The sequence below is a fragment of the Nonomuraea sp. NBC_00507 genome, from assembly GCF_036013525.1.
GTDB lineage: Bacteria > Actinomycetota > Actinomycetes > Streptosporangiales > Streptosporangiaceae > Nonomuraea.
Genome location: NZ_CP107853.1, coordinates 12,297,388 through 12,322,153, shown reverse-complemented (window position 1 = coordinate 12,322,153; position 24,766 = coordinate 12,297,388). Strand labels below are relative to the sequence as shown.

At 69.3% G+C, this 24,766-nt stretch carries 20 protein-coding genes and 1 other RNA gene; 15 read left to right on the top strand and 6 right to left on the bottom strand.

Annotated features, from left to right (window positions below):
* Nucleotides 1–48: 48 nt before the first annotated feature.
* Nucleotides 49–432, top strand: a transfer-messenger RNA (tmRNA) gene (gene ssrA, locus OHA25_RS58215).
* 642 nt (nt 433–1,074) lie between these two features.
* Nucleotides 1,075–2,967, top strand: coding sequence for a hypothetical protein (locus OHA25_RS58210; RefSeq protein WP_327585341.1), 1,893 nt, complete (start codon nt 1,075–1,077; stop codon nt 2,965–2,967).
* A gap of 51 nt (nt 2,968–3,018) precedes the next feature.
* Here the strand turns inward: OHA25_RS58210 and OHA25_RS58205 are convergent, their stop codons facing one another.
* A complete protein-coding gene (locus tag OHA25_RS58205; protein WP_327585340.1) occupies nt 3,019–5,835 on the bottom strand; it encodes an ATP-binding protein in 2,817 nt (938 codons plus the stop codon).
* Between the two features lie 313 nt (nt 5,836–6,148).
* Here OHA25_RS58205 and OHA25_RS58200 point away from each other — a divergent pair, with 313 nt between their 5' ends.
* Genes OHA25_RS58200 through OHA25_RS58190 form a run of 3 tightly spaced genes read left to right on the top strand, consistent with a single transcriptional unit; the run spans nt 6,149 to nt 7,168 of the window.
* Entirely contained in the window at nt 6,149–6,547 is a 399-nt protein-coding gene (locus tag OHA25_RS58200; protein WP_327585339.1) for a type II toxin-antitoxin system RelE/ParE family toxin, read from the top strand.
* A complete protein-coding gene (locus OHA25_RS58195; protein ID WP_327585338.1) occupies nt 6,544–6,864 on the top strand; it encodes a helix-turn-helix domain-containing protein in 321 nt (106 codons plus the stop codon). Before OHA25_RS58200 ends, OHA25_RS58195 begins: the two co-directional genes overlap by 4 nt.
* Nucleotides 6,842–7,168 carry a hypothetical protein gene (locus OHA25_RS58190; RefSeq protein WP_327585337.1) on the top strand — a complete coding sequence of 109 codons (327 nt, stop codon included), beginning with the start codon at nt 6,842–6,844 and terminating at the stop codon, nt 7,166–7,168. The genes OHA25_RS58195 and OHA25_RS58190 overlap by 23 nt, the downstream gene beginning before the upstream one ends.
* A 61-nt stretch (nt 7,169–7,229) precedes the next feature.
* Here the strand turns inward: OHA25_RS58190 and OHA25_RS58185 are convergent, their stop codons facing one another.
* Genes OHA25_RS58185 through OHA25_RS58175 form a run of 3 tightly spaced genes read right to left on the bottom strand, consistent with a single transcriptional unit; the run spans nt 7,230 to nt 12,380 of the window.
* Nucleotides 7,230–10,283 (bottom strand): alpha-mannosidase, encoded by a 3,054-nt coding sequence (locus OHA25_RS58185; protein WP_327585336.1) that lies wholly within the window; start codon nt 10,281–10,283, stop codon nt 7,230–7,232.
* Between the two features lie 7 nt (nt 10,284–10,290).
* The gene (locus OHA25_RS58180) at nt 10,291–11,631 is read right to left on the bottom strand and encodes a 6-phospho-beta-glucosidase (protein ID WP_327585335.1); all 1,341 of its coding nucleotides are present in this window, start codon (nt 11,629–11,631) and stop codon (nt 10,291–10,293) included.
* Nucleotides 11,628–12,380 (bottom strand): DeoR/GlpR family DNA-binding transcription regulator, encoded by a 753-nt coding sequence (locus OHA25_RS58175; RefSeq protein ID WP_327585334.1) that lies wholly within the window; start codon nt 12,378–12,380, stop codon nt 11,628–11,630. Before OHA25_RS58175 ends, OHA25_RS58180 begins: the two co-directional genes overlap by 4 nt.
* A gap of 144 nt (nt 12,381–12,524) precedes the next feature.
* Between OHA25_RS58175 and OHA25_RS58170 the strand changes: the two genes are divergently transcribed.
* The 5 genes from OHA25_RS58170 to OHA25_RS58150 are packed head-to-tail and all read left to right on the top strand — an operon-like array spanning nt 12,525 to nt 17,995.
* A complete protein-coding gene (locus OHA25_RS58170) occupies nt 12,525–13,505 on the top strand; it encodes a carbohydrate kinase family protein (protein ID WP_327585333.1) in 981 nt (326 codons plus the stop codon).
* 2 nt (nt 13,506–13,507) lie between these two features.
* The gene (locus OHA25_RS58165; protein ID WP_327585332.1) at nt 13,508–14,800 is read left to right on the top strand and encodes an ABC transporter substrate-binding protein; all 1,293 of its coding nucleotides are present in this window, start codon (nt 13,508–13,510) and stop codon (nt 14,798–14,800) included.
* A 42-nt stretch (nt 14,801–14,842) separates the two neighbouring features.
* Nucleotides 14,843–15,808 (top strand): carbohydrate ABC transporter permease, encoded by a 966-nt coding sequence (locus tag OHA25_RS58160; protein WP_327585331.1) that lies wholly within the window; start codon nt 14,843–14,845, stop codon nt 15,806–15,808.
* Nucleotides 15,808–16,635, top strand: coding sequence for a carbohydrate ABC transporter permease (locus OHA25_RS58155; RefSeq protein WP_305919225.1), 828 nt, complete (start codon nt 15,808–15,810; stop codon nt 16,633–16,635). Before OHA25_RS58160 ends, OHA25_RS58155 begins: the two co-directional genes overlap by 1 nt.
* Nucleotides 16,628–17,995: an alpha-L-fucosidase gene (locus tag OHA25_RS58150; protein WP_327585330.1), complete on the top strand. Its 1,368-nt coding sequence runs from the start codon at nt 16,628–16,630 to the stop codon at nt 17,993–17,995. The genes OHA25_RS58155 and OHA25_RS58150 overlap by 8 nt, the downstream gene beginning before the upstream one ends.
* Here the strand turns inward: OHA25_RS58150 and OHA25_RS58145 are convergent.
* Nucleotides 17,967–19,079 carry an SGNH/GDSL hydrolase family protein gene (locus OHA25_RS58145; RefSeq protein ID WP_327585329.1) on the bottom strand — a complete coding sequence of 371 codons (1,113 nt, stop codon included), beginning with the start codon at nt 19,077–19,079 and terminating at the stop codon, nt 17,967–17,969. The genes OHA25_RS58150 and OHA25_RS58145 overlap by 29 nt on opposite strands.
* Before the next feature lie 172 nt (nt 19,080–19,251).
* Between OHA25_RS58145 and OHA25_RS58140 the strand changes: the two genes are divergently transcribed.
* From OHA25_RS58140 to OHA25_RS58120, 5 genes are all read left to right on the top strand, one after another.
* Nucleotides 19,252–20,115 carry a hypothetical protein gene (locus tag OHA25_RS58140; protein WP_327585328.1) on the top strand — a complete coding sequence of 288 codons (864 nt, stop codon included), beginning with the start codon at nt 19,252–19,254 and terminating at the stop codon, nt 20,113–20,115.
* A complete protein-coding gene (locus tag OHA25_RS58135) occupies nt 20,112–20,720 on the top strand; it encodes a hypothetical protein (protein ID WP_327585327.1) in 609 nt (202 codons plus the stop codon). Before OHA25_RS58140 ends, OHA25_RS58135 begins: the two co-directional genes overlap by 4 nt.
* A gap of 66 nt (nt 20,721–20,786) precedes the next feature.
* Nucleotides 20,787–21,629 carry a phosphatidylinositol-specific phospholipase C/glycerophosphodiester phosphodiesterase family protein gene (locus tag OHA25_RS58130; RefSeq protein ID WP_327585326.1) on the top strand — a complete coding sequence of 281 codons (843 nt, stop codon included), beginning with the start codon at nt 20,787–20,789 and terminating at the stop codon, nt 21,627–21,629.
* A 147-nt stretch (nt 21,630–21,776) separates the two neighbouring features.
* Nucleotides 21,777–23,168 carry a hypothetical protein gene (locus OHA25_RS58125; protein ID WP_327585325.1) on the top strand — a complete coding sequence of 464 codons (1,392 nt, stop codon included), beginning with the start codon at nt 21,777–21,779 and terminating at the stop codon, nt 23,166–23,168.
* Entirely contained in the window at nt 23,165–24,325 is a 1,161-nt protein-coding gene (locus tag OHA25_RS58120) for an ARPP-2 domain-containing protein (protein ID WP_327585324.1), read from the top strand. The genes OHA25_RS58125 and OHA25_RS58120 overlap by 4 nt, the downstream gene beginning before the upstream one ends.
* Here the strand turns inward: OHA25_RS58120 and OHA25_RS58115 are convergent.
* Nucleotides 24,273–24,680 (bottom strand): hypothetical protein, encoded by a 408-nt coding sequence (locus OHA25_RS58115; RefSeq protein WP_327585323.1) that lies wholly within the window; start codon nt 24,678–24,680, stop codon nt 24,273–24,275. The genes OHA25_RS58120 and OHA25_RS58115 overlap by 53 nt on opposite strands.
* Between the last annotated feature and the right edge of the window lie 86 nt (nt 24,681–24,766).

Genomic DNA, 24,766 nt, shown 5'->3' with positions numbered 1-24,766 from the left:
AGATTCATGTTGCGCGCCTTCCACGGAGGGCGTGTTGACAACTGCACAGGGGGTGACTGGCTTCGACTTCGACTTTGCAAGCCAGGTGAAGCGGGCCGAGGACTGCGGACATAACCTCGTTAATCCTGTGACCGCAAACAACAAGTGCCAATTCCAAGAGCACTGTGGCGGCCAGGGACTCCCTGGCCCTCGCTGCCTAAGCAGCGAAACCACTGTCAGCCCGGGAGTGCCTTCGGCCCGGGATCTGGCATCGCTAGAAGGCTCAACCGATCGACCCGGCCACGGGGGAGATCGGGAAACCAAACAGTGGCTGGGCCCGTCGGCGACTCGCCTGCGTGATCGCCGGGGCCGAGAAAAGCACAGCAGGCTGCGCCCGGAGAAGCCCTGACTTGGGGTTGAAGGACGCGGGTTCGATTCCCGCCACCTCCACCAGATTAAACCGCCTCTGACCTGTCGGAACATCGACAGGCAGGGGCGGTTTTTTTTGTTCGTGGACGCAGCATGGACGCACGGGCCATCGGACGGGGGCGTAAGCCCAGGTCGGTGCCTACGTTCGCGGAACCGCCCCCGACGAAGGGACAGAAGGTTCCGTGGCAAAGGCCGAAGGCATCGACTACAGGAAGAAGAAGGACGGCTCCGTCTCCTACCGAGTCCGCTGGCGCGAGGGCGGCCGCCGCGACGGCCTGACCGGGTCCTACTCAGCCGACCGAGGTCCTCACGTTGGCGCAAGTCGGCAACGAGTACCTGGCGACGCTCGTGGCCACCTCGCTGGCACCGTCTCAGCTATCCAAGCGGAAGCACCGCAAGCGGCGGGCACTGATCCGCACCGATTCCGGCGGCGGGACCCACGATTCGCCTTATGGCGCCGACGGCCAGGTCGGGCCCGGCGCCTGGGGCGATGGCTTCCGTCGGTGGATGTCGGGGTGGTCGGGTGGGGAGCACCTGATGTTAGCGGTCGCGTGGCGGCGGATGATCGTGCAGCAAGGCACGCCCGTTTCGACCCCACGATAGGAAGGCTTGTCCATGCGACCTCCCCGCCGATTACGGCGATGGCGGCTGGCCCTGACAGCGCTTGTGGCCGCCCTTGTCGCGATCATGCTGGCCAGTGCTCCGGCGATTGCCGGGCCGCCTGTTGTAGCGCCGCCGCCGACCAAGCCGACGCTCAAGCCCGTCCCGACGTTCCCCACGCCCCCTCCGACCATCGCGCCGACGCCCACACCCACGCCGACGAAGCGGAAGTACAAAATTGCGGTGGTCGGCGATAGCTACACGAGTGGTGAAGGTGCGAGCCATGACAGCGTCTACGTTGGGTACCCGGGCCCCGAGGACTGGCGGCATCAGTCCGGCTATGCGCCGGCTCACCTGGCATGGGCCTTTCTGCAGCAGGGCCGCTATCCCGTCGGCACGTACACGATTCGGCCCGTCGAGATCCGCTCCACCTGGGGCGCCGACGAGATGCACTTCAACGCGTCGTCGGGGGCTGAGACCAAACATCTCATGAGCCCGCATTGCGAAGACAAGAATTGCACCGTGGTGCGTAACCCGCCCCAGATCAATGGCGTTCCCCAGGACTCCGACATCGTCTATTTCGGGCTCGGCGGCAACGACGCCGGCTTCGGGTCGCTGCTGGCGACCGCGATCGCGGCCCACTACGTAGGTGGTGCCGATGAGGACATCCACGACCCGGAGGCGTACAAGCACCAGGCGCGCGACGTCAGGCTCGAGGTGAAAAAGCTGACGAAGCGGATGCCGCAGGTCTCTCAGAACGTCGAACAGGCCCTGGTGGACACGAGTGCGAAGGCGACAAAGGCGGAGATCGTCGTGGCGCTCTACCCGTTGGCTGTCAAGGCGTCCGGCAACGCCGACACGAAGCAGATCACAGGCGCCGCCCTGGACGAGATGTATCCGTTCGCGGTCGCAGTGAACAAAGCGATCACAGACGCGGTCGAGCGGTTCCGCGTCAGGTTTCCGCACATCAAGGTCCACGTGTTCAACCCGAACGCGCCGGGACCGAACGTCCCCAGCGCGGTGGCCGGTCATGAACTTGGCCAGCCGGATTCGTACTTCAACGGGCTGAAGACTCGGTACACGCTCTTGGGGGTGAATAAGCTTTTCAAGATTAATCAGGAGAGCTTCCACCCCAACGAGCCGGGCGCCGTGGCAATCGGCAAGGCGCTGGCGAGCTTCATGGCCCGCGAGTTCCCGGACCTCTTCCCGGACGGGCCCGACTTCACTCACGTCAACACCAATCCGCGGGCATGGGTGGAGGACCCGGACGGCGAGCGGGCGTTCGAAGAATGGGCACGCGCTCACCCGGAGCTGATGTGCGACGGGAGTGACGTGGACAGCGTCTGCCATTACATCGGCCCGAACGGTACGACCAACTTCCCGGTGACCGTGGTGACCGATCCGATCCCGCTGCCGGCGATTCCGGGGGCACCGGTGGTGAGCGGCGGCAGCGGCGGCGGTTATGGCAGTGATCCGGGGTACAGCTGGATTCCCGCCACGTACACCTACCCGACCGGAGAGACGAGCGGCTCGGGTGGCACTGGCGGCGGCACGGGTGGCACGGGTGGCTCGGGTGGCTCTGGCGGCTCGGGTGGTTCCGGTGGCTCGGGTGGCTCGGGTGGCTCGGGTGGCTCGGACGGCTCTGGCGGCACTGGCGGCACGGGCGGCGGCACTGGTGGCACGGGCGGCACTGGTGGCACGGGCGGCACTGGCGAATCGGGTGGCACTGGTGGGGCAACGAACACCCCCAACGGGGATCCCTGCGCTCCCGTAACAGCGGTTCCGACCGGTACGGCCATGCAGGCCTCGACGTCCGTGGTGAGCGGGGGCGGCCTGCAAGTGCCCATCCAGCTCATCTGGATCCAGTTCTCGAAGATCGTACCCAAACCGGATCCCTGCATGCCCAACATCAACGTCAACGACGACGTCACCGAGATAACAAACGAGGAGTGGGCTTAGACCACAGCCGGAGCCGCCGGGCGGGCGCATGCCGTCCGGCGGCTCCAGCCGTCATCCGATCGCCGGGAGGTCGCCCTGGCCCGCCAGCCGTCTGGCCAGCGCCACCCGGGAACGCACGTCGAACTTGCTGAAAATGCGGGCGACATGGGTTTCCACCGTCTTCTGACTGACCTGGAGCCGCTCGGCCACCTCCCGGTTGGTCAACCCTTGGCTGACGAGTTCGGCCACCTGCCGCTCCCGCGTCGTCAGCGCTGTTTCCCGCGCCGCGTGCCGGGGGCCCCGCGCGGCGAGTTGCCGCTCCACCCGGGCCAGCTGACCGGCGAGCCAGTCCGCGCCCGATTCCTTGTAGGCGGCCTTGGCCCGGCCGATTTCGGCGCGGCACGGCGCCGCGTCCCCCATGCGGCCGTAGATGGTGGCGAGAAGCTGATGCGCCAGGCCGCGTTCGACGACGGCGCCGCTCTCGCCGAACCGCTCGGCGGCGATCTGGGCGGCGGCCGCAGCTCCAGCCAGGTCGTCGCGGCCGCACAATGCGCGGGCGCGGGCGTCGTACGCGGTGCCGAGGTGGTAGGCGAGGCCGTCGGCGGTCTCGATCGCTGCCGCCGACCGGGCGAGCGCGGTACCGACGTCGCCCTCGGCTCCGGCGCGGATCGACTGCACCGCCAGCCGTTCCACCTCGGTGTCGCGGGAAAGGACCGACGGGAGCGGATAACCCGGCTCGGCACGGCCTGAGGCGAGGTGGACCCGGGCGACGGACACGTACGCCATCGCCTGCCACCACGCCGACCCGGGACCGGCGGCGGCGATCTGGTCGGCGAGTGTCATGGCGGGACGAACGCCGTCCCGCCACAGCACCGGCAACAGCATGACGCACCGGGCCATCGCCAGCGTCTCGCTGCTTTGGATGTACTCGGATGCCGCGACGGCGTGCTCCGCGATGTCGATGGCCTCCGTCAGGCGGCCGGCCCTGGCCTCCTGGCGGGCTTGGACGATCAGCAGATACGGCATCGCGTAGCTGCGGCCGGACATCGTCGAGAGGTCGATGCCCCGGGCCAGGTGGCGCGCGGCGTCGGCGGGCCGTTGGAAGCTGATCTCGCTCCAGGACAGCGGCGCGACGAGTTCGACGTGCGGCACCAGGGCGGTGTCCGATGCACTGTCCATCAGACACCCAGCTCGCCTGCTGTGTGTCCGTGCTGCGGTGATGTCGCCGTCCTGCAGGCACGCCAGGGCCAGCAGGGCGTACGCCGCAGCGGCGAGCGCCGGATCGGTTGTTTTCGAGACGAGCCCGACGGCTTCGAGCGCATGCTGGCGTGCACTGTCAGGATCCGCCCGCAACATCGCCACGGCGGCCAACTCCACCAGGAGTTGTGCCCGCACTCGCCGGTCCTGCCCGGCCCGGCGGGTCTGTGCGCTCACCAGGGCCCGGGCCTCGTCCAACTGACCGAGCATGCGGGATATCACGGAGGAGAAGGCCACCGCCGCCGAGGCCACGTCGTGCGGCAGGTGGATGACCTCGTGGAGGATGCGCCGGCTTTCTGCCAAGGAGCCCATCACGCCGGTGCCCCGCGCCAGGCCGGTGAGCAGCTGGCCGCGATACGGCACGAGGTCGTCGCGTTCGGGTAGCACGCGCAGCGCCTCGCGGAGCAGCCGCGCCGCGGTCGCCGGCGCCGAGTTCAGGTACGCGATGCCTGCGTCGGCCAGCGTCCTGGCGGCCTGCTCGTCACCGTGCTCGGCGCACCGCTCGGTGTGGTGGGCGAGCAACGCCAGCGATCCGTCGTTGCGGCGTAAGTAGTCGGCGACCCGGGCATGGGCCGCAACGCGCCAGCTCGCTCCACACGTGTCGTACGCGGCGGCGCGTACCAGCGGATGGCGGAACGCGAACCGCGCGCCCGCCAACGTGCCGAGACCCTGCCTGCACAGCTCGTCGATGGCGGCAGCGGCGGTCGCGGCGTCGAGTTCGGCGACATGGGAGATGACGACGAGCGATGCCAGCTCGCCGGCGACCGCCGCCGCGTGGGCCGCCCGTCGGCCGGTCGGGGTGAGCTGGTCCAGCTCACGGCGCAGCACCGCCAGCAGTGTCTGCTCAAGGGCGAGTGTCGCCCCGGGCCGGCCGTCGGCCAGTTCCGCCAGGGTCGTGTCGCCGGCGTCCAGCAACGCCTGCAGAAACAGGGGATTGCCACCGCTGACCCGGTACATCAACCGCCGCCGGCGCGGGTCCACATCGGACGGCATCAGTGACGCCGCCGCGTCCTCATCGAGCGGAGCCACGCTCAGCCGGATGACGCGCGGATCCCGCCGGGCGACGGCATCGCACACCACCGGCGGGATCACGCTCGACCGGCAGGCGATCGCGAGCAGGAACCCGGCGGCCGGCGGGCGGCGCAGTAGGAACTCGGTCAGTTCGAGTGACGGCGTGTCCGCCCAGTGCAGGTCGTCGAGTGCCAGAACGGTGCCGTGGTCGGCGGCCAGGTGGGTCAGGAGCGCTCGAATGCCGCGATAGGTGTGGTAGCGATCCAACTGCCCCTGATCGGCCGCGCCCGCCGACAGCAGGGTACGCAGCGCCGCCTCCGCGAGATCATCGGCGCCCGGAGTGCCGTCGGACAGCTGGGTGAAGGCATCCACGTACATGCCGAACGGGACGAGGCGCTCGAACTCGGTGGCGCTGCCGGCGAGCACGGTCCGCCCGGCCGCGTGTGCCCGTTCGACCAGGTGCTCCAGCAGCCGGGTTTTGCCCACCCCCGGCTCACCGTCGATGAGGACCAAGCGGCATCCCGCGTCGGTGACGGCCGCCTCGATCCGGGCCCGCTCGCCGGCCCGCCCGACCAGCTCAGGCCACAGCGGCCGGACAGATCCCACTCTCGCCTTGGTCACGCGTCCTCCGGTCACCTTGAGCGCCGGTGCGCAAGCCGGCGATCACGCCAGGATCGGTAGCACGGTCAACAGTCAGATGATCTTACAGATACACGCCGATGTCCATGGAGGGTCTACTCGCCCTGCAACTGGCCCAGATCGGATGGCAGTACTGGGTTGGCGGCGAGCCCGCACAGGACGTGGTTCACGGGATCATCTTGCCCCGGCCGCCAGCGCGTGGCTCGTGAATTGTTTCGGTGCCACAGGGGGCGGTCTCGCGGCGGAATCCTGATCTCGTCCCTCGCCTGGTCCGCCGAGTTTAGGATATTCTTAAGTGTCGCGGATAAGGGAGTCGCTGGACGAGTGGGAGATCTTCTTTACCGATGAGGTGGGGAAGTTCCTGGAGGAGTTGTACGACAGCGATCGGCAGACACACAAGCTGGTGAACCAAGCGATTCTGATATTGGAACGCAACAGTCCCGGCGAGGGACGGCCGCTGGTGGACACGATCGCCGGGTCGAAGATCCCGAATCTGAAGGAGTTGCGTCCTGGGTCGACCGGACGCAGCGAGATCCGCATTCTGTTCGTGTTCGATCCGTGGCGAGCGGCGATCCTGCTGGTTGCCGGTGACAAGGCCGGCAACTGGGAAAGGTGGTATCGCGAGGCGATACCGCGAGCCGAGCAGCTGTACGAGTTCTACCTGGTAGAGCGGCACAAGGAGATGGACGGATGAGCGGTTACCGCAGGTGGCGCGAGAGCGGGCATCTGGAGCGTGCAGTGGACACCGCCGGTGGGGCCGAACAGTTTGAAGACGAGGTTCGCCAGTTGCGTGAGGAGGCTCAGGGCTGGCGGCTGGCCGAGATGCGACAGCGTCGCGGGCTCACCCAGGCGCAGGTCGCCGACCGCATGGGCGTGTCCGTTGCTCGTGTCTCCCAGATAGAGAAGGGCGACGTGTCTACCCGCGAGGTCCTGGATCGTTACGTCGCCGCGCTTGGCGGCACCCTGAAACTCGTAGCCGACTTCGGAGATGAGCAACTCAAAGTCAGCTGACGCTGCTGCCGATCCGCAGTACGTCTGCGAGGCAGGCGAGACGGTGGCCGCACGCGTGCCGCTGCCGCGACAGGAGTCGAGCTGCTCGCTACCGTGGGTGCTGCTGGCGGCGCTGGCGCTCGCGCTGATCGCGGTGCCCCTCGCATGGGCCGCGGGGTTCCCGGCCGTCCGGCTCCTGGCGGACACGGTGGAATCGGGCGGCGGCTGGTCCGACGCACAAAGCGAACCGTCAGCATGCGCTTCGTACGTGTGGAGCGGTGGTGGGGCGGCCAGAGCCAGTTACGTCTGCGACTGGCACCTCTGACCCGCACCGGCGGGGAGTCCCGGGTGCCAGTCCGAGCAACTGTCCCCCTTCTGGACGGGACTCAGCGGCGCAGCCGCAAGGTCAGCACCTGGAACGGCCGCAAAGAGATCGGGATGCCGCCGTCGGCCTCCACGGTGACGGGGTTTCCTGGCAGGGGACGTTCCAGCAGGTCGCTGATCGTCACGCCGGTGACCGGGAAAGAAGCGCGCAGCCGGGTGGTGGCCCGCCCGCCGAGCGCCTCGTAGACCCGGACGACGACATCGCCCGACTGGTCGTCGGCGAGCTTGACCGCCTCGATGCAGGCGGCGGTCCCCTCGAGTGTCACCAGCGGCGGGGGCGTCGGAGCCGTACCGCCGCTCGTCACGCGGAGCGGGAGGTTCAGCGCGTAGCCTGCCGCCACGGCGTCGCCGATGGCGGCGCCGGGGACGAGCGCGTAGGTCATCCGATGGCGCCCCTGGTCGGCTTCCGGGTCGGGGCAGCGCGGCGCGCGGACCAGGCTCAGCCGCACCGTGGTCGTGGTGCCGCCGTCGGCACGCGTCGTACGGGTCACGTCGTGGCCGTAGGTGGCGTCGTTCGCCAGCGCGACGCCGTATCCCGGCTCCCCGAGATGGACCCACCGGTGGCAGGAGATCTCGAACCTGGCCATGTCCCAGCTCGTGTTGACGTGCGTGGGCCGGAACACGTGACCGAACTGGATCTCGGCGGCCGAGCGGTCGGCATGGACGTCGAGCGGGAACGCCACCTTGAGGATCTTCTCCCGCTCGTGCCAGTCGATCTCGGTTTCGATCTCCACCCGGGGACTGCCCGCCGTGAGCCGGACCGTCTGGGTGATCCTGGACGCCCCGAAGCGGCGCTCGACGCGTACGGCGCCGACGAGCGGGCCCGCGTCGACGATGGTGATCGCCTCCGCCTCGTCGAGGTCGGTGCGCCGGCGGCGATAGTGCGCGTCGAGGTCCCAGGCGTCCCACTGGTTGGGCAGATCGGTGTGCAGTTGCAGCAGGTTGCCGCGGGAGCCGGGGGCCAGCAACTCGCGGTGGGCCGCCACGTCGAGGACCGACGAGAGCAGGCCGGCCGCGTCCAGCTCGACGCGGATCAGGCCGTTGTACAGCACCGTCCCGGTCTCGCCGGTGGTCGTGGTGACCGGAGAAGGGGACGATGGCGCCTCGAGGCGTACCATGCCGGAGGCCGGGACCTCGACGAAGACGGCCGAGCCGTCGGGAGCGGTCACCACCTCGGCGCGCGGCCGCGGCGCCGCGTTGCAGACCCAGGTCGCCTCGCCGGCGCCGGTCAGGGCGGAGACGGCCGAGGTGATGATCTCCTCCAGCTCCGCACGCACGCGGGCGTAGGTGACCTCTGCCTCGCGATGGACCCAGGCGATCGAGCTGCCGGGAAGGATGTCGTGGAACTGGTGCAGCAGCACCGTCTTCCACAGCCGGTCCAGCTCCGCGTAGGGGTAGGGGATGTCGGCGTGCACCGCGGCGGTCGCCGCCCACAGCTCCGCCTCGCGCAGCAGGTGCTCGCTGCGCCGGTTGCCGGCCTTCGTCCTGGCCTGACTGGTGTAGGTGGCGCGGTGCAGCTCCAGGTAGAGCTCGCCGGACCACACGGCCGCGTCCGGCAGCTCCGCGTGGGCGGCGGCGAAGAACTCCTCCGGGCTCTCGATCACCACGCGGGGGGAGCCCTCCAGGTCGCGCAGCCGCCGCGCCTTCTCCAGCATCTCCCGGGTGGGGCCGCCGCCGCCGTCGCCGTGCCCGAAGGGCAGCAGCGAACGGGTGCCCGCTCCCTTCTCCGCATAGTTGCGTACGGCGTGCGCCAGCTCAGCACCCTCGAACGTGCCGTTGTAGGTGTCGGCCGGCGGGAAATGGGTGAAGATGCGGGTGCCGTCGATGCCCTCCCACCAGAAGGTGTGGTGCGGGAACTTGTTGGTCTGGTTCCAGGAGATCTTCTGGGTGAGGAACCACTCCATCCCGGCAAGCCTGGCGAGCTGCGGATAGGCCGCCGTGTAGCCAAAGGAATCGGGCAGCCACACGCCGCGGCACTCGACTCCGAACTCCTCCAAGAAGAAGCGTTTGCCGTGCACGAGCTGCCGGGCCATGGCCTCCCCGCCCGGCAGGTTGCCGTCGGCCTCCACCCACATGCCGCCGATCGGCACCCACTGCCCGGCCTCGACCGCCTTGCGCATACGCTCGAAGATCTCCGGGTGGCGCTCCTTGACCCACGCGTACTGCTGCGCCTGCGGCCCGGCGAAGACGAACTCCGGATAGTCGTTCGCCAGGGCCGTGACGTTGGCGAACGTGCGGGCGGCCTTGCGCTTGGTCTCACGGATCGGCCACAGCCAGGCGCTGTCGATGTGCGCATGGCCGGCCGCCGAGATGGTGTGGGCGCCGGCGTGGGCAGGCGAGGACAGCACACCGGTCAGGCAGGCGCGGGCCGCCCCCGCCGTGCCGGCCACGTCGTGGATGTCGAGGGCGTCCATGCTGCGCTCCAAGGCGCGCAGGATCTCGTGCCGCCGGGGATCGCCGATCGGCAGCTCGGGCATCAGCTCGCGCAGCACCTCGACATCCAGCCGCAGGTGCCAGACCTCCTCGTCGAGCACGGCCACATCGGCACGGGCGAGGCGGTAGAGCGGCTCGTCACCGGCCGTGGCCTTGTCGCCCAGAGGGGTCGGGAGGAAGCCGTTCGCCAGGATGTCGGGGTTGGCGGCCATCTCCAGCAGCAGGCCCACCCGGTCCCCGGCGATCGGGACGTACTGGTTGCGCGGTTCGATGCCCTTGATCGGCCGGCCGGTCAGGTCGTACACCAGCGCCTCGGCCTGGTTGCCCGGCCAGTCGCCGACGAAGCCCAGGTCGAAGACGGCCTCCACGCGCCGTCCCGCCCACCGTTCGGGAACGGATCCGGTGGCGCGCAGCCACGTCGTCGACCAGGGGCGTCCCCAGCGCGTGCCCACCTCGAACGGCTCGTAGCCGGCGGCCAACGCCTCCGCGACGGGCACCGGCTCGTCGGGGACGTGCCAGGCGGCCAGCTCGAGCGGCACGGTTTCCGCGTACACGGCGGGAGCGATGCGTTCCCGGAGCACGCGGTCGATCCGGTCCTCGACGAGGCTCCTGTCGTCGTGCATCGGGGTGTCAGTTCCTTCCGCGGAGGTAGCCGAGCTGAGGCAGCTCGCGCTGGTATCGGTCGAGGAGCCGGTCGGCCACCGTGACGGAGTCGACCAGCGGGTGGAGGGCGAAGGCACGCAGCGCCGCCGCGCGCGAGCCCGTGGCGGCCGCCTCGATGACCGCCTGCTCCACCTCCTTCACGGCGCTCACCAGGCCGAGCGCATGGCCGGGGAGCGGATCGACCGAGATGGGGCGGGCGCCGTTGGCGTCGACGAAGCAGGGCACCTCTACCACGGCGTCCGGATCGAGGCCGCCGATCGCGCCCCGCCCGCGGACGTTGAGGATGAGCGTGGTCCGCTCGTCGAGCGCGATCGCGCGCATGAGGGCCAGGGCGACCTGTTCGTAGCCGCCGGACTCGAGGTCTCCGGGCGCACGCTCGCCGGCGCCCGAGGCCTCGCGGGCCTCCGCCATGTAGGTGGCCTCCCGCTCCAGCCGGACGCTCTCCCACGCGGCCAGCGCCGAGCCGCCGGTGTGCGTGTAGAACCGCCGTTGCTGGTCGATGAGCACGGAGCCGCGAGTCTGCCTGGCGGCGCGCGCGGCGGCCACCGCCTCCCGGGTGAAGTAGTAGTAGTGCAGGTATTCGTTGGGGATGCAGCCGAGGGCGCGCAGCCACTCGACGCCGAAGAGCTTGCCCTCTTCGAAGGAGCCCAGCGCGTCGGCGTCCCGCAGGAGATCGGGGAGCAGGTCGCGGCCCTTGACACGGAGGCCGCGTAGCCAGCCGAGATGGTTGAGCCCGGCGTAGTCGAGCCACACGGTCGCGGGGTCCACGCCGAGCGCTCCGGCCACCCGACGGCCCAGGGCGATCGGCGAGTCGCAGATGCCGATGACCCGATCGCCGAGGTAGTGGGACATCGCCTCGGTGACCATGCCCGCGGGGTTGGTGAAATTGATGACCCACGCCTCGGGCGCCGCCTCGGCGATGCGCCGCGCGAGCTCGCAGGCGACGGGGACCGTGCGGAGGCCGTACGCGATGCCGCCGGCGCCGACGGTCTCCTGCCCTGGCACGCCCTCGTCGAGGGCCACCCGCTCGTCGGTGGCGCGTCCTTCGAGACCGCCGACGCGGACGGCGGAGAAGATGAAGTCGGCTCCCGAGACGGCCTCGGTGAGGTCGGTGGTGGCATGCACCTCGGGCGCGTCGGGCACCCCGTCGGCCAGCTCGCCCAGCACCCGCTGGATCGCCGAGATCCGGGAGGCGTCGAGGTCGTGGAGCGTGACGTGGGTGACCCGGCCCTTGCCGCGATCGGCGAGCAGGGCACGGTAGACGAGCGGTACGCGGAACCCGCCGCCGCCGAGAACGGTCAGCCTCATACCGTGATCACCTCGACCCCCGCCTCCCGCATGGCGGTGAGCGTTGCCTGGTCGCCCGGGGCGTTGGTGACGATGACGTCGAGATCCTCAGGACCGCACACCCGGGCCATCCCGGTGCCGGGGAACTTTCCGACGTCCGCGACCAGGACCACCTGGTCACTCGCCGCGATCATGGCCCGCTTGACCGGCACCTCCACCACGGTGGTGTCCATGACGTGTCCGCCGGGACGCACCCCGCTGGTGCCGAGGAAGAGCCGGTCGGCCTTGATCTGGCGCAGGTTGTCCTCGGTGAGGAAGCCCACCAGCGACCGGTAGTCGCGACGGACCATGCCGCCCAGCATGATGAGCTGGATGTCCTCCTCGTCCTGCAGCTCCTCGAGAACGGCGAGGCTGCTGGTGACGACGGTGAGAGGCCGGCCGCGCAGATAACTGGCGACGCGGTGCGCGGTGGTGCCGATGTCGAGCAGGATCGTCTCCTCGTCCTTGACCATCTCTGCGCATCTCTGCGCGATCCTGTCCTTCTCGGCTCCGCGGACTGCGGCTACATCCACGAACGGATCGTCGCGCTCGTCGATCGGCATGGCGCCGCCGTAGACCCGCCGGAGCAGCCCGTCATCGTGTAACTGCACGAGGTCGCGGCGGATCGTCGCGGGACTGGCATCGAGGCGCTCGGCCAGCGCCTCGACGGTGGCGGGGCCTTCTGAGCGCACAATGCGCACGATCATCTCGTGGCGTCGGTCCCGGAGCATGACTGGGACAGTAGCGCTCAAACACGATCATTGCCAGAGGAATTTTTAGGAATTCTCGAGCAAACTATTGCACAGCCGCTCAGCAGGGTGCACGATCCTGCCTAAATTCGGCAAGGTGCCAGTGCGCCAGAAGTGGGCGGAGCGATGCCAGACAACGCGGTCCAGCCGCAACTCGATGTCTTCGTGTCCGGCCTGCTCTTCTTCGACGTGGTCTTCGCCGGCCTGGACCAGGGGCCCAAGCCAGGAATGGAGATCTGGACCACCGAGATGGCCTCGGGGCCCGGCGGGATCGCCAACTTCGCGTTCACGCTGGCCCGGCTCGGCATGCGGACCGGCCTGGGGGCGGCCTTCGGCGACGATCCCTTCGGCCGCTACTGCTGGACGGCGCTCAGCGAGGAAGAAGGCGTCGACCTCAGCCGGTCCCGTCTGTTCTCCGGATGGTCCACCCCGACCACCGCCTCCCTGGCCTACGAGGGCGATCGCGCCCTGGTGACCCACGGCTCCCCGCCACCCCTGGGGGCGGACCAGATGATCGGCGATCCTCCCGCGGCTCGGGCGGCGATCGTCCACCTGGGCACGCAGCCGGTGGAGTGGCCGGCGCGGACCGGCGGCCTGGTCTTCGCCGACGTGGGCTGGGATCCCACTGAGGAGTGGTCGTCGGCGATGCTCGATCAGCTCGCCGGGTGCCACGCCTTCATGCCCAACGCTCATGAGGCCATGAGCTACACCAGAACGCACACACCCGCGGCGGCGCTTTCCAGGTTGGGGGATCTGGTGCCGCTCGCGGTCGTCACCTGCGGAGGTGATGGCGTCCTCGCCGTTGATGCGATCAGCGGCGAAGACGCGAACGTCCCCGGACTGCCGGTGGACGTCCACGACCCCACCGGCGCCGGAGACGTGTTCGGCGCGGCCCTCGTCGTGGGAACCCTGGCCGGCTGGCCGCTCGCCGAGCGGATCCGGTTCGCCAACCTCGTCGCGGCCCTGTCGGTGCGGCGGGTGGGCGGCGCGCCCTCGGCGCCTGGCTGGGCCGATGTGGCCGGCTGGTGGCGGGATCTCACCGACCAGCGGCTGCGCCACGAGTACGGCTTCATCCCCGATGTCATCCCCCATAACCCGGAGGGTTAGAAATGGAACTTTCCCGCAGAAGGCTCATTCAGTCCGGACTTCTCTCCCTAGCGGCGGCAGGCATCGGGGGCACGGCCGCCTGCGGTGGCTCAGGCGGCACCGCTGCCGGCAGCGGCGGCGGCACCACGGAGCTGACCCTCTGGTACTGGGGTGGCGGCCTGAGCGACAAGGTCGTGGCCGACGCCGTCAAACAGTTCGCCCAGACCACGCTCAAGCCGTCGGTGATCGGCGGCGACTTCAAGCAGAAGCTGATCGCCACGATGAACGGCCGCAAGTTCGTGCCCGACATCACGGGGATCAAGGGCGAGAACATCTCCTCCATGCTGGCGGAGTCCGACCGGTTCATCGACCTCAACACCCTCGGCGCGGACAAGCTGGCCTCGCAGTACGTCGAGTGGAAGTGGAAACAGGGCTCCACCACCGACGGCAAGCTCATCGGATTCCCGATCGACATCGGACCCACCGCGCTGTTCTACCGCGACGACATCTTCGAGAAGGCAGGCCTGCCGAGCGACCCCACCGAGGTCGGCACGTCCATGTCCACGTGGGACACGTTCTTCGAGGCCGGGGTGAAGCTGAAGAAGGCCAATCCGGACGCGTTCATCATCGACTCGGCCGAAGGGCTGTTCGACAAGATGGTCGGCCAGGGCCCCAAGCGCTTCATCGACGAGAGCAACAAGTTCATAGGCGACCAGCCGCACATCCGCGGCGCCTGGGACATGGTGATCAAGGCCAACGGGCTGGGCGTCATCGCACCCAAGTACGACGGCGCGGACTGGAACGCCGCCGCCGCCCAAGGCAAGATCGCCGGGACCGTGGGAGCGGCCTGGTTCGCGCTGGACCTCAAGAGCGGCGTGGAGGCCACCTCGGGCAAATGGCGGGTGGCGCCCATGCCAAGCGGGCCGGCGAACATCGGCGGGTCGTTCCTGGCGCTGCCCAGGGAGTGCCGGGATCCCCAACTGGCGTTCCAGATCGTCACCTGGCTGCTGAGCGCGGACAACCAGGCGCGAGGCTTCACCGACGCGGCGCTGTTCCCCTCCACGCCCGCCTCCTATGACCTGCCCGCGCTGACCGGAGGGGACCCGTTCTTCGGGGACCAGAAGACGATCGAGGTGTTCGGGCCGGCCGCGAAGAACATCCCGGTCCAGTACGAGGCGCCCGCGGACGCGGCCGTGGCCCAGCCCTTCAAGGACGAGATCATCAATGTCTGGACCAAGGGCAAGAACGCCGATACGGCGTGGACCGACGCGGTGAGCGCGGCCAAACAGATCGCCGGGCGCCAGGGCGTGAGCTGAGAGGACGGCATCCCCCTCATGTCCGCCCGCACCTCCACGGATATGCCCCGACCCGCCGCGGCCGCCTCCGGCCGTGGCGGGCCCGCCCACGCCCGGCACGCCCGGCCGGCGAGGGCATGGCGCCGCTATTGGCCGCAATATCTGTCCATCTCGCCCTTCTTCCTGCTCTTCACCGTGTTCATGCTGGTGCCGGTGCTGTTCTCGCTCTATCTGGCGTTCCACAAGTGGGACGGCCTGGGCGAGATGGAGTTCGTCGGCCCGCGTAACTTCGAACTGCTGATGCAGGACGGCATGTTCTGGCGGGCGCTGCAGAACACCTTCCTGATCTGGTTCATGTCCACGATCCCGATGTTGTTCCTGGCTCTCGTCGTGGCGAACATGCTCAACTCGGCCGTGCGGTTCGCCGGGTTCTACCGGATCGCCTACTTCGTGCCGAACGTCACCTCGGTCGTCGCGGTCACGATCTTCTTCGGCTCGGTGTTCAGCACCAACTTCGGGCTGATCAACGCCATCCTGCAGGGGTTGTCGGCCTCGCCGGTCCCGTGGCTGGTCAACGAGTGGACGATCAAAATCGTCATCGCCGCGATCATCGGCTGGCAGTGGACCGGCTACAACGCGATCATCTACCTCGCCGGCCTGCAGGCCATCCCGAGCGAGCTGTACGAGGCCGCCAAGATCGACGGCGCGGGCCCCGTGCAGCTCTTCTTCCGCGTCACGATCCCCATGCTGCGCCCGATCATCCTGTTCACGGTGGTCGTCTCGACGATCAACGGCATGCAGACCTTCACCGAGCCGCAGGTGCTCTTCGGCATCAACTCGGCCAACAACGCCAGCTCGGGCGGTCCCGGCGGGGCCGGGCTCACCGCGATCCTGTACTTCTACCGCGAGGCGTTCAGCAACAACGACTACGGGTACGGCGCCGCCATCGCGTGGGCGGTGTTCGTGGTCATCCTGCTGTTCACCGCGATCAACTGGCGCCTCGTGCAGCGCCGGGAACGGGGGCTGTGATGACCGTCACGCGGCTGAGGGCCGCCGCCCTGCACCTCGTCCTGGTCGCGGGCGCGCTCGTCTCGCTGTTCCCGTTCTATTGGACCGCCGTCATGGCGACCAACACCACCAAGGACATGTACCAGGTGCCGCCAAAGGTGACCTTCGGGCCGGCGCTGTTCGATAACCTCGGGCGGCTGATCAGCTCCATCGACCTCTTCGGCTCGATGCTGAACACGCTGATCGTCGCGTGTTGCACCACCGCGCTCGTCCTGTTCTTCGACTCGATCGCGGCCTTCGCCTTCGCCAAGTACGAGTTCCCCGGGCGGCGGGTGCTGTTCGGCCTGCTGCTGCTCACGTACATGTTGCCGATGCAACTCGCCCTCATCCCGCAATTCGTGATCATGGTGGAACTGGGCTGGGTGGGCACGCTGAACGCGCTGATCGTCCCGGCCGCCGCGAACGCCTTCGGTATCTTCTGGATGCGCCAGTACATCAAGGGGGCGGTGCCCGACGAGGTGCTCGCCGCGGCGCGCATCGACGGCTGCGGGTTCTTCCGGCAGTACTGGCACGTGGGGCTGCCCGCCATCCGGCCCGGCCTGGCCTTCCTCGGCATCACCACGTTCATCGCCGCCTGGAACGACTACACCTGGCCGCTGATCGTCATGGTCGACCCGTCGAACCTCACCCTGCAGGTCGCGCTCTCCCAGCTGAACACCGTGCACAACCTGGATTACAGCCTGGTCCTCACGGGGGCGCTGGTCGCCGTTCTCCCTCTCGCGGTGGTCTTCGTGCTGTTCGCCCGCGGCTTCATCCGCGACGCCATGAAGGGGGCGCTCCGTGGGTGATCTTCCTTCCGGAGACGAGGGCCGCCCGATGCCCGCCTGGTTCGCCAACGCCAAGTTCGGCGTGTTCATCCACTGGGGCGCGTACTCGGTGCCGGCGTGGGCCGAGCCCACCGGTGAGCTGGGGGCCGTCGACCCGGAGGTGTGGTTCGCCCACAACCCGTACGCCGAGTGGTACTGGAACACCAGCCAGATCGAGGGCAGCCCCGCCCATGAGCACCACCGCACCGTGCACGGCGGCCTTCCCTATGACACCTTCCTCGACGCGTGGAAGGCCGAACTCTTCGACCCGGCGGAGTGGATCGATGTGTTCGCCCGTGCGGGTGCCCGCTACGTCGTCGTGACCACCAAGCATCACGACGGCATCGCCCTGTGGGACGCGCCGGGCACCGGCACCCGCAACACGGTGCACCGCGGCCCGCACCGTGACCTGGTCGCCGATCTCGCCGCCGCCACCCGGGCCCGCGGCCTTCGATTCGGCGTGTACTACTCCGGCGGGCTCGACTGGCACGCCGGCCGCCGGGCCGTCATCCAGCACGAGGATCTGATCGACGAGTGCCGCCCCCACGAGGCCGCCTACGCCGCCTACGCGTTGCGCCAGGTCCACGATCTCATCGACCGTTACCGGCCGGATGTGTTGTGGAACGACATCGGCTGGCCCGACGCGGGCCTGGCCGACCTGCCGGGCCTGTTCGCCCACTATTACGCCACCGTCCCGGACGGCGTGGTCAACGACCGGTGGGACGGCGCCCACGCCGACTACCTGACCAGCGAATACCAGGCGAACCGCCAGAACGAGACGGCCGCGCACTGGGAGCAGTGCCGCGGCATCGGCCTGTCCTTCGGCTACAACAGCAACGAAGGCCCGGAGCACCTCCTGGACCCGGCAGGCGCCGTCCGCCTGCTGGTGAACGTCGCCGCACGAGGCGGCAACCTGCTGCTCAACGTCGGCCCGAAGGCCGACGGCACGCTGCCCGGAGAACAGCGTGCCGTCCTGGAGGGCATCGCGTCGTGGATGGCCGGCCACGGCAGCGCCCTGTACGCGACCAGGCCGCTGGAACCGGGCGCCACCGAGCCGTGCGACGGCGCTGCGTGGATCCGCTGGACCCACGACGACCAGCACGCCTTCGCCTTCCTCGCCGACGTCCCGGACTCGGCCCGCGGCCAGGTCGTGCTGAAGACCCGGCCGGGGCTGCTGGATCCGGCCACGGTGGTCCGCCTGGACGACCTCCCGGTACGGGCCGACGCCGTGCCGGACGGCATCCTGGTCACGTCCGTCGAACTCGGCACACCGCTGCCCACAGTGCTCCGATTCGCCCTCCTGCGAGGCCCGGCTACCAGCGCAGCGGGAGGGTGGCGATGAAGGCGTCGAGCCGTTCGGCGATGATCTGATGGTCGTGGACGGACGGGTGCCAGTGGCAGCCCATGTAGTCCAGGCCTGACTCGCTGTAGTACCAGTAACGGACGCGGTCGTCGCCGCTGCTGTTGCGCTCCTGGACGATCCGCTGAGCGGTCTCGGCGAAGACGGTGGTGTTGGACATGTAGGTGGCGCTGACCACGATCATCGTGCCGGGGCCGTACTGGGCCCGGAGCTTGTCGAGGAATGCGTGGTAGGCGGTGCGGTAGGCGGCCGCCAGGGTTTCCGGGGTCCACTGCTCGCCTGGGTTGATGGCGGTGGAGAAGTCGTTGATGCCCAGTCCGACCACGACCAACTGCGGCCGCCAGGTGCCCGGGTTCTGCCAGACATCGCCGTCGACGTTCAGCAGCGCCCGGTCGTAGTACGTGCGGTAGGTGACCTGGGGGTTGCTGCCGTTGTAGTTGCGCACCATGCCGAGGCCGGAGAAGGCGTTGATCTGGTAGTCGGCGTTCAGGCGGCGCGCGGTGAGGGCGCCGAAGCTGAGGTTGGCATCGGTGGTTCGGTGGAGCTTGTCGTTGGTGCAGTCGCGGCTGTCGGAGCGGTTGCCGTACCCGACGGTGTAGGAGTCGCCGATGAACTCGATCTGCCGGTGGCGGGCGGCGGGCTTGCCGAGGATCACGCCACCGGGGGCGGCGACGAAGCCGCCGAAGGCGCTCGTGGCCCACGGGCTCTCGGTACGTTTGACGAGTCGCACGCGGTGTACGCCGCGCGTGAGACCGTTGACCCAGTACGTGGTCCGGCCCGGGGTCACCAGGGTGGCGACGGTCGCGCCATCGACCTCGACGTCGTAGTCGTTGTCGTAGTCGTTGAGGGTGATCCCGACGCCGGTGCCGCGGAAGCGGCCTTCGAAGGAGACGCCGGGCCAGCTGTACTGAACGGAGTCCCCGGCAACCTTCACGCGTCCGGCGGTGTGCGCTTTGACCAGGACACCAGATGCCGGCGCTTGCGGGACAGCGGCGCCGGCCGTGCCGGGCAACGCCATGGCGGCCACCAACGCGGCCAGGACTGCGGTCAGACGTAAGGGTCGCACAGATTCTCCTTCAGGACATCACGGCTTTCGATCTGGCTGGGCTTGCCGCGCCTACCGGCAGATCGCACATCCGACGAGAACCCCCGATATGGCACCACACTGTCACCCAAAGGTTGCTTTCCGTGTGCTTAGGTGGGTCTTTGACAATTAACGTGTCGGATGGGGTTCAAGGGTGTCAAGGTACGGTTGGCGTCACTCGGCGTTCGCGCCCGTGGTGGGGTTGATAGTCTCCGCGCTGCTCATGGCGGCCGGGGTTGTGGAAATGTTGCTGGTGTCCGTGGGCGCGACCACGGCGCCGGCGGCCGCCGAGCTCGTGGTTACGCTCATCATCGCGGTGTTCCTGACCACTGTGCTCAGGATCGCTAGGGCCGTGCCGGACATCCGGCGGGAGAGCGCGGCGACGGCGCGGGCCGTGGTGAGCGTCCAGGCGGTACGACCGACCGATGACACGCTGGTGGCGCGGCGGCTCAAGCTGTTCAAGGAGGCCGCCGAGGCCGGCAACGACTGCGAGGCGGTGCTGAGCGCCCGGTCCGCGCTGGACGAGGGCGAGATGGCCAACAAGCACCACCTCGACCACGCGCTCATCTGGGCACTGCCGGTCTTCGGGTTCATCGGCACCGCGCTGACGATGGGCGCGATGGTCAACTCGTTCTCGAACGCCCTGGACAACCAGGCGGACCCGGGCGTGCTGATCGCCGCGCTCAAGCAGCACGTGCTACCCGAGCTGGCCTCCGCGTTCGGCGTCACCCTGGTCGCGTTGTTCCTGAGCGTGCTGGCGTTCGGCGCGATGGCCCTGGTGGAGCGGGCGGAGCGGGCCGGTGTGGCGGCCGCCGACGAGGTGTTCCTCACCTACATCGCGCGCCTGCCGGCGAAGCAGGCCGCTCCCGCGATGCACGGGCTCACCCAGGAGCTCGCCCTGTCCAGGGGTAGGACCGAGGAACTCGTCAAAGGGCTGGACGCGCTGCGTACCGCGGTGGAGCGGTTGAGCGCCGTGGAGAGCCGGCCGCAGAAGTACACGCTGGTGAGGGAGCCGTGAGGAAGCGGGCCGCCAGGCCGTTCGCGCCGCCGCTCGACCTGCGCTTCATCGACCTGTTCATGGCCATCGTCCTGGCGTTGTCGTTCGTCGCGATCATGCTGACCGTCGTGGCGCGGATGTTGCCGACGGAGGACTCCTCGCCGCCGACGCGCCAAGAGAAGAGCGTGGCCCAGCTGCAGCGCGAGCTCGACGCCGCCGAGCAGGCCAGGCAGAAGGCCGAGGTGGAGCTGCGTACGGCGCGGGAGCAGATCGCCGCGCAGACCGCCTTCACCCTGCCCTGGTGGCTGATCGGGTTCTGCGCCCTACTCGGCGTGCTGGCCGTGTTCATGAGCTGGCGCATCCGGCTGTGGAACGAGGGGAGTCTGCCGCGCCTGCGTAGTTGGTTACTGGTCACCTTGATCGTGGCCGTGGTGACGATGGTGATCAGGTCGCTGAGCGACAGCGACGGGAACCTGCTGCTCGCGGAGATCCCCTGGTGGGCGGCCGACGCCCTCTGCCTGGGGCTGCTGCTCGTCTCGTACGTGTTGATCTCCGACATCCGGTCCAGCCGCGCCACGCTCGGCGAGATCAGGAGGCGGCCCGCGAAGAGCCATGAATTCCGCTGAACTTCACTTCTGTCACATCTGACGCAAATAGTGTGACCTGCATCCCTGACCTCGTAAGGAGATGCGATGTTGCGTCGAGTCCTGGGTGTGCTGGCCGCCGCCGGAGCCGTTCTGCTGACGGCCCTTCCCGCCGCGGCGGCCGGCGGCGCCGAGCCCCTTCACCGGGCGCACGCCCATAACGACTACGAGCACGAACGGCCGCTCCTGGACGCCCTCGACCACGGGTTCACCAGCGTCGAGGCGGACATCTACCTGGTGGAGGGCGAGCTGCGCGTCGGTCACGACCCGGAGGACCTGCGGCCGGGCCGCACGCTCCAGTCGCTCTACCTCGACCCGCTGGCCCAGCGCGTACGCCAGGGCCACGGGCACGTCTTCCCGGGCAGCCGCCAGCAGCTCCAGCTCCTGGTGGACATCAAGAACAACGGCGCGGCCACGTACACCGAGCTCGACAAGGTGCTGGCGTCCTACCGGAAGATGCTCACCACTTACCACAAGGGCCAGGTGAAGCCGGGTGCGATCACCGTGGTCATCAGCGGGGACCGGCCGCGTGACCTCATGGCCGCCCAGGAGCGGCGCTACGCCTTCTACGACGGGCGCATGGCCGACCTCGGCCAGGGTAACCCGGCCCTGATCCCGCTGATCAGCGACAACTGGACGAGGCACTTCACCTGGCTCGGCGAGGGTGAGATGCCGGCCGCCGAGCGGGACAAGCTGCGGCAGATCGTGGCCACCGCGCACCGCGACGGGCAGCGGGTGCGGTTCTGGGCCACCCCGGACGCGGCCGGTCCGGCCCGGGATGCCCTCTGGCGTGAGCTGATCGCGGCGGACGTGGACCACATCAACACCGACGATCTGGCGGGGCTCCAGCAGTTCCTGCGCGCGCACGACAGCGAGCGCGCGGCCGCGTAAACCCGTCGCGTTGTCCAGAAAGCCCCGGTAAGGTCCGGAACCAGACTGGCCGCGGGACTTCGGTGCGACTTCCGGAACCCGCCTGTACCGCGATGCTTCGCAGTTCGTGCCCCCATTCCCCGGCCAGTCCGCGACCTCGGGGAGCCCATGGAGACCTACGCCGACCTGATCGAGTGCGAGGACGTGCTGCTCTTCGCGAACGCGGCGATCACCTCGACCGGCCAGCGCGAGTTCCACAGCGCGGCCGGTCAGCAGCGGCTGTCCCTCGGCTTCCTGCACCGCTACATCCACGGCAACTACCCGGACCTGTACGCGGCCACGCTCGCGCTTGACATCAACGACCACAACGCCGCGATCGTCATCGCCACCCTGCTGGCCCACCCGGGGCAGGGCGACGGGCGGCTGATCGCGCGGCGGCTGGCCAGGATGAGCCCGCCCCGCGTCTACCGGCTCTTCCAGCGGCTGCGCCACGACGGCGTCAACAACCGGCGCACCCGCGCCCTCGTCCGCGAGTGGCTGGCCGGCCGCCCCGACCTGGCCTTCGACGCCGTCAAGTATCGAGCGGGGGTGAAGTCGGCGGTGCGGCACGTGCACCTGCGGCTGCCGGGCGAGCTGGGCGACTTCCTCTTCGCTCCGTTCAGTCGCGCCCGTTATGAGACGCCGGTGCTGGAGGCGTGGCGGCGCGCACATTACGACAAGGCTGCTCTGTACGAGCTGCCGTACACCGTCGCCGAGGGCTTCGCCGCCCGCCACGGCATCAGCAGGATGGTGTTCCTCGAACGCATCGCCCCCAAGCTGACCAGGCTCGAACGACTGCGCCTCGCCGAGTCGGCGAGCAAGGACGGCCTGGACACCGAGGCGGACCTGGCCGCCATGCCGCTGGTCCGGCTGGCCTCGTACGTGCTGGCGCTGCCCATCCACACACGCACACGGCGCCGCGCCGAGCTGATGGGCGCGCTGCGGGCCGCGGCCGCCCGCGTGGCGGGGGCACGGGCGGGCACGTGGGGAAACGTGGCGGCGGTGCTCGACGACAGCTTCTCCTCCTTCGGCTCGCCGGTGAAGCGGCGGCGTCCTCTGGCGGTGGCGCTGGCCTGCCACTACCTGCTGGAGGCGTTGGCCGGCTCCTATCGAGGCCTGTGGTTGTCGGGCCGCACCGACCCGCTCCAGACCCGGCCGTCCGGGCCGACGCCGCTGGGGCATCGGGTGCTCGACGCGCTCGAAGCGCGGCCCGGCATGCTCGTCATCGTCTCCGACGGCTGGGACAACGCGCCGCCGGGGCTGGCGGGCGAGGTGCTGCGGGTCTGGCGGCGCAAGCTGGACCCCGGCGGTGACGTGGGCATCGTGCACGTGAACCCGGTCTACGACGCGGACCAGTTCGACGTGCGGCGGTTGTCGCCGATGGTGCCGACCGCCGGCATCAGGGACGCCGAGGACCTGCCGGCGCTGGTGGAGCTGGCCAGGTTCGCGGAGGGCAGGACGGGGCTCGCCGAGTTGCGGGCGTACCTGGCGGACCGGGCGGCGCAGCTGGAGGCACGATGATCGATCTCACCGGTCTCGACACGCGGCCCGCGCAGACCTGGGGTGCGATGCGGCTGGTGCCGCTCGTGCGCCGCGAGCCCATCGAGGACCTGCGGCTGCACGCCAAGGTCTACGGTGACGAGCCGTCCGTGGTGTTCCTGCCCGACAAGACCGTCTACACGTCGTACGTCCCCCACGCCTTCGTCGCGTCGTGGACCGGCGACGGCACCCCGGCGGCGGCGTACGGCACCCAGCTCGGCCAGCCGCTGCGCCACATGTGCATCAGGACCCGGCGCAGGATGGCCCGCCGGGTGGACACGAACCGGCTCAGGTTCCTGCCGCTGCACCTGGCGGTGGAGGGTTTCCTCGCGCTGCACTTCGGCGGCCCCGTGATCGCCTGGGAGGAGTGGTCGCGCCACGCGATCGCGCACGGCCTGTCGGCACGCGCCGAGGACGCCTACACAGGCGCCGAGGTACGCGGGCTCGACGACGCGCTCAAGGTGTTCGAGATCTACCCGGGGCAGTGCGGGCTGCTGCTGTACGCGGGCGACACGCTGGCCAGCGCCTTCGTGGTGCCGCACCCGGAGGACTACCGGGCGCTGCACCCCACCCTCATCAGGGACCTGTACGGCGAGCTGGTCTACGAGTACGCGCTCTTCTACCCGGCCAGGGACTTCCCCGCCGTCATCGACGAGACCACGGTCTCCTCCCTGGCCGATCTGCGGGCCCAGGCCCTGCTGCGGGAGCGCGAGTGGGCCGACTTCCACGGCTCGGTCATGGCCGCCCGTCTCCTCCAGGCCCCCGCGCACGTGGAGGAGGTCTACCGGCTCGGCCGGTTCACGCTGAGCCGTTTTCTGCCGGCGTTCGAGCGGAAGAGTGAGAACCACATCGGCGAGACGATCATCGATGGGGACGGGCGGCTGGCGTACCTGAAGACGTTCCGTCTTTCGGAGGCGCAGAGCCGGCGCGGCCACCTGCTGAGCAAGCTGGCCGAGCACGGTTGGAGCCTGCCCGAGACCGCCGCCGCGCTCGGGACCGACGCGGCGGCACTGGGGATGCGGCTGAAGGGGGCCGGGTTCGGGCATTTGCTGCGGCAGGACGTCCTGGACGGCTACCGCAAGGCGGTCAATGGCAACCGGCGTACTCGTCGAGGCGGCGGAACATCGCCGCCAGCATGAGCGGGAACATCGCCACGTGCGCGACCATCATCACCCCGTGGCCGTCGATGACGCCGAGCCACAACAGGGGGAAGAGCGGCACGACCGGGACGAACATGGCCGCGCACATCTCCAGCGTCGCGGCCCAGCCGTGCCCGCGGATGCGCATCCACACGGCCATACCCACGGACATGTTGAAGGCCATGATCAGATAGGCCGGCTCCGGGTACTCGCTGGAGGAGACGCCGAGGCCCAGGACGTCCAGGAGGGCGCCGAGCGCGAACATCCCGACGAACATCGCGATGATCATCTCGACGTAGTGGAGGGTGAACCTGCCCCAGCGGCGGCGGGGCTTCGTAGCTGCTGTCGTCGTCATGTCTCCGACTGTCCCGGAGGGCATGGCCACGGGCCAAGGCGCGGGGAAGGGGAGGTCCGGAAACTTGGGTTGTACGTCTTTCGGAC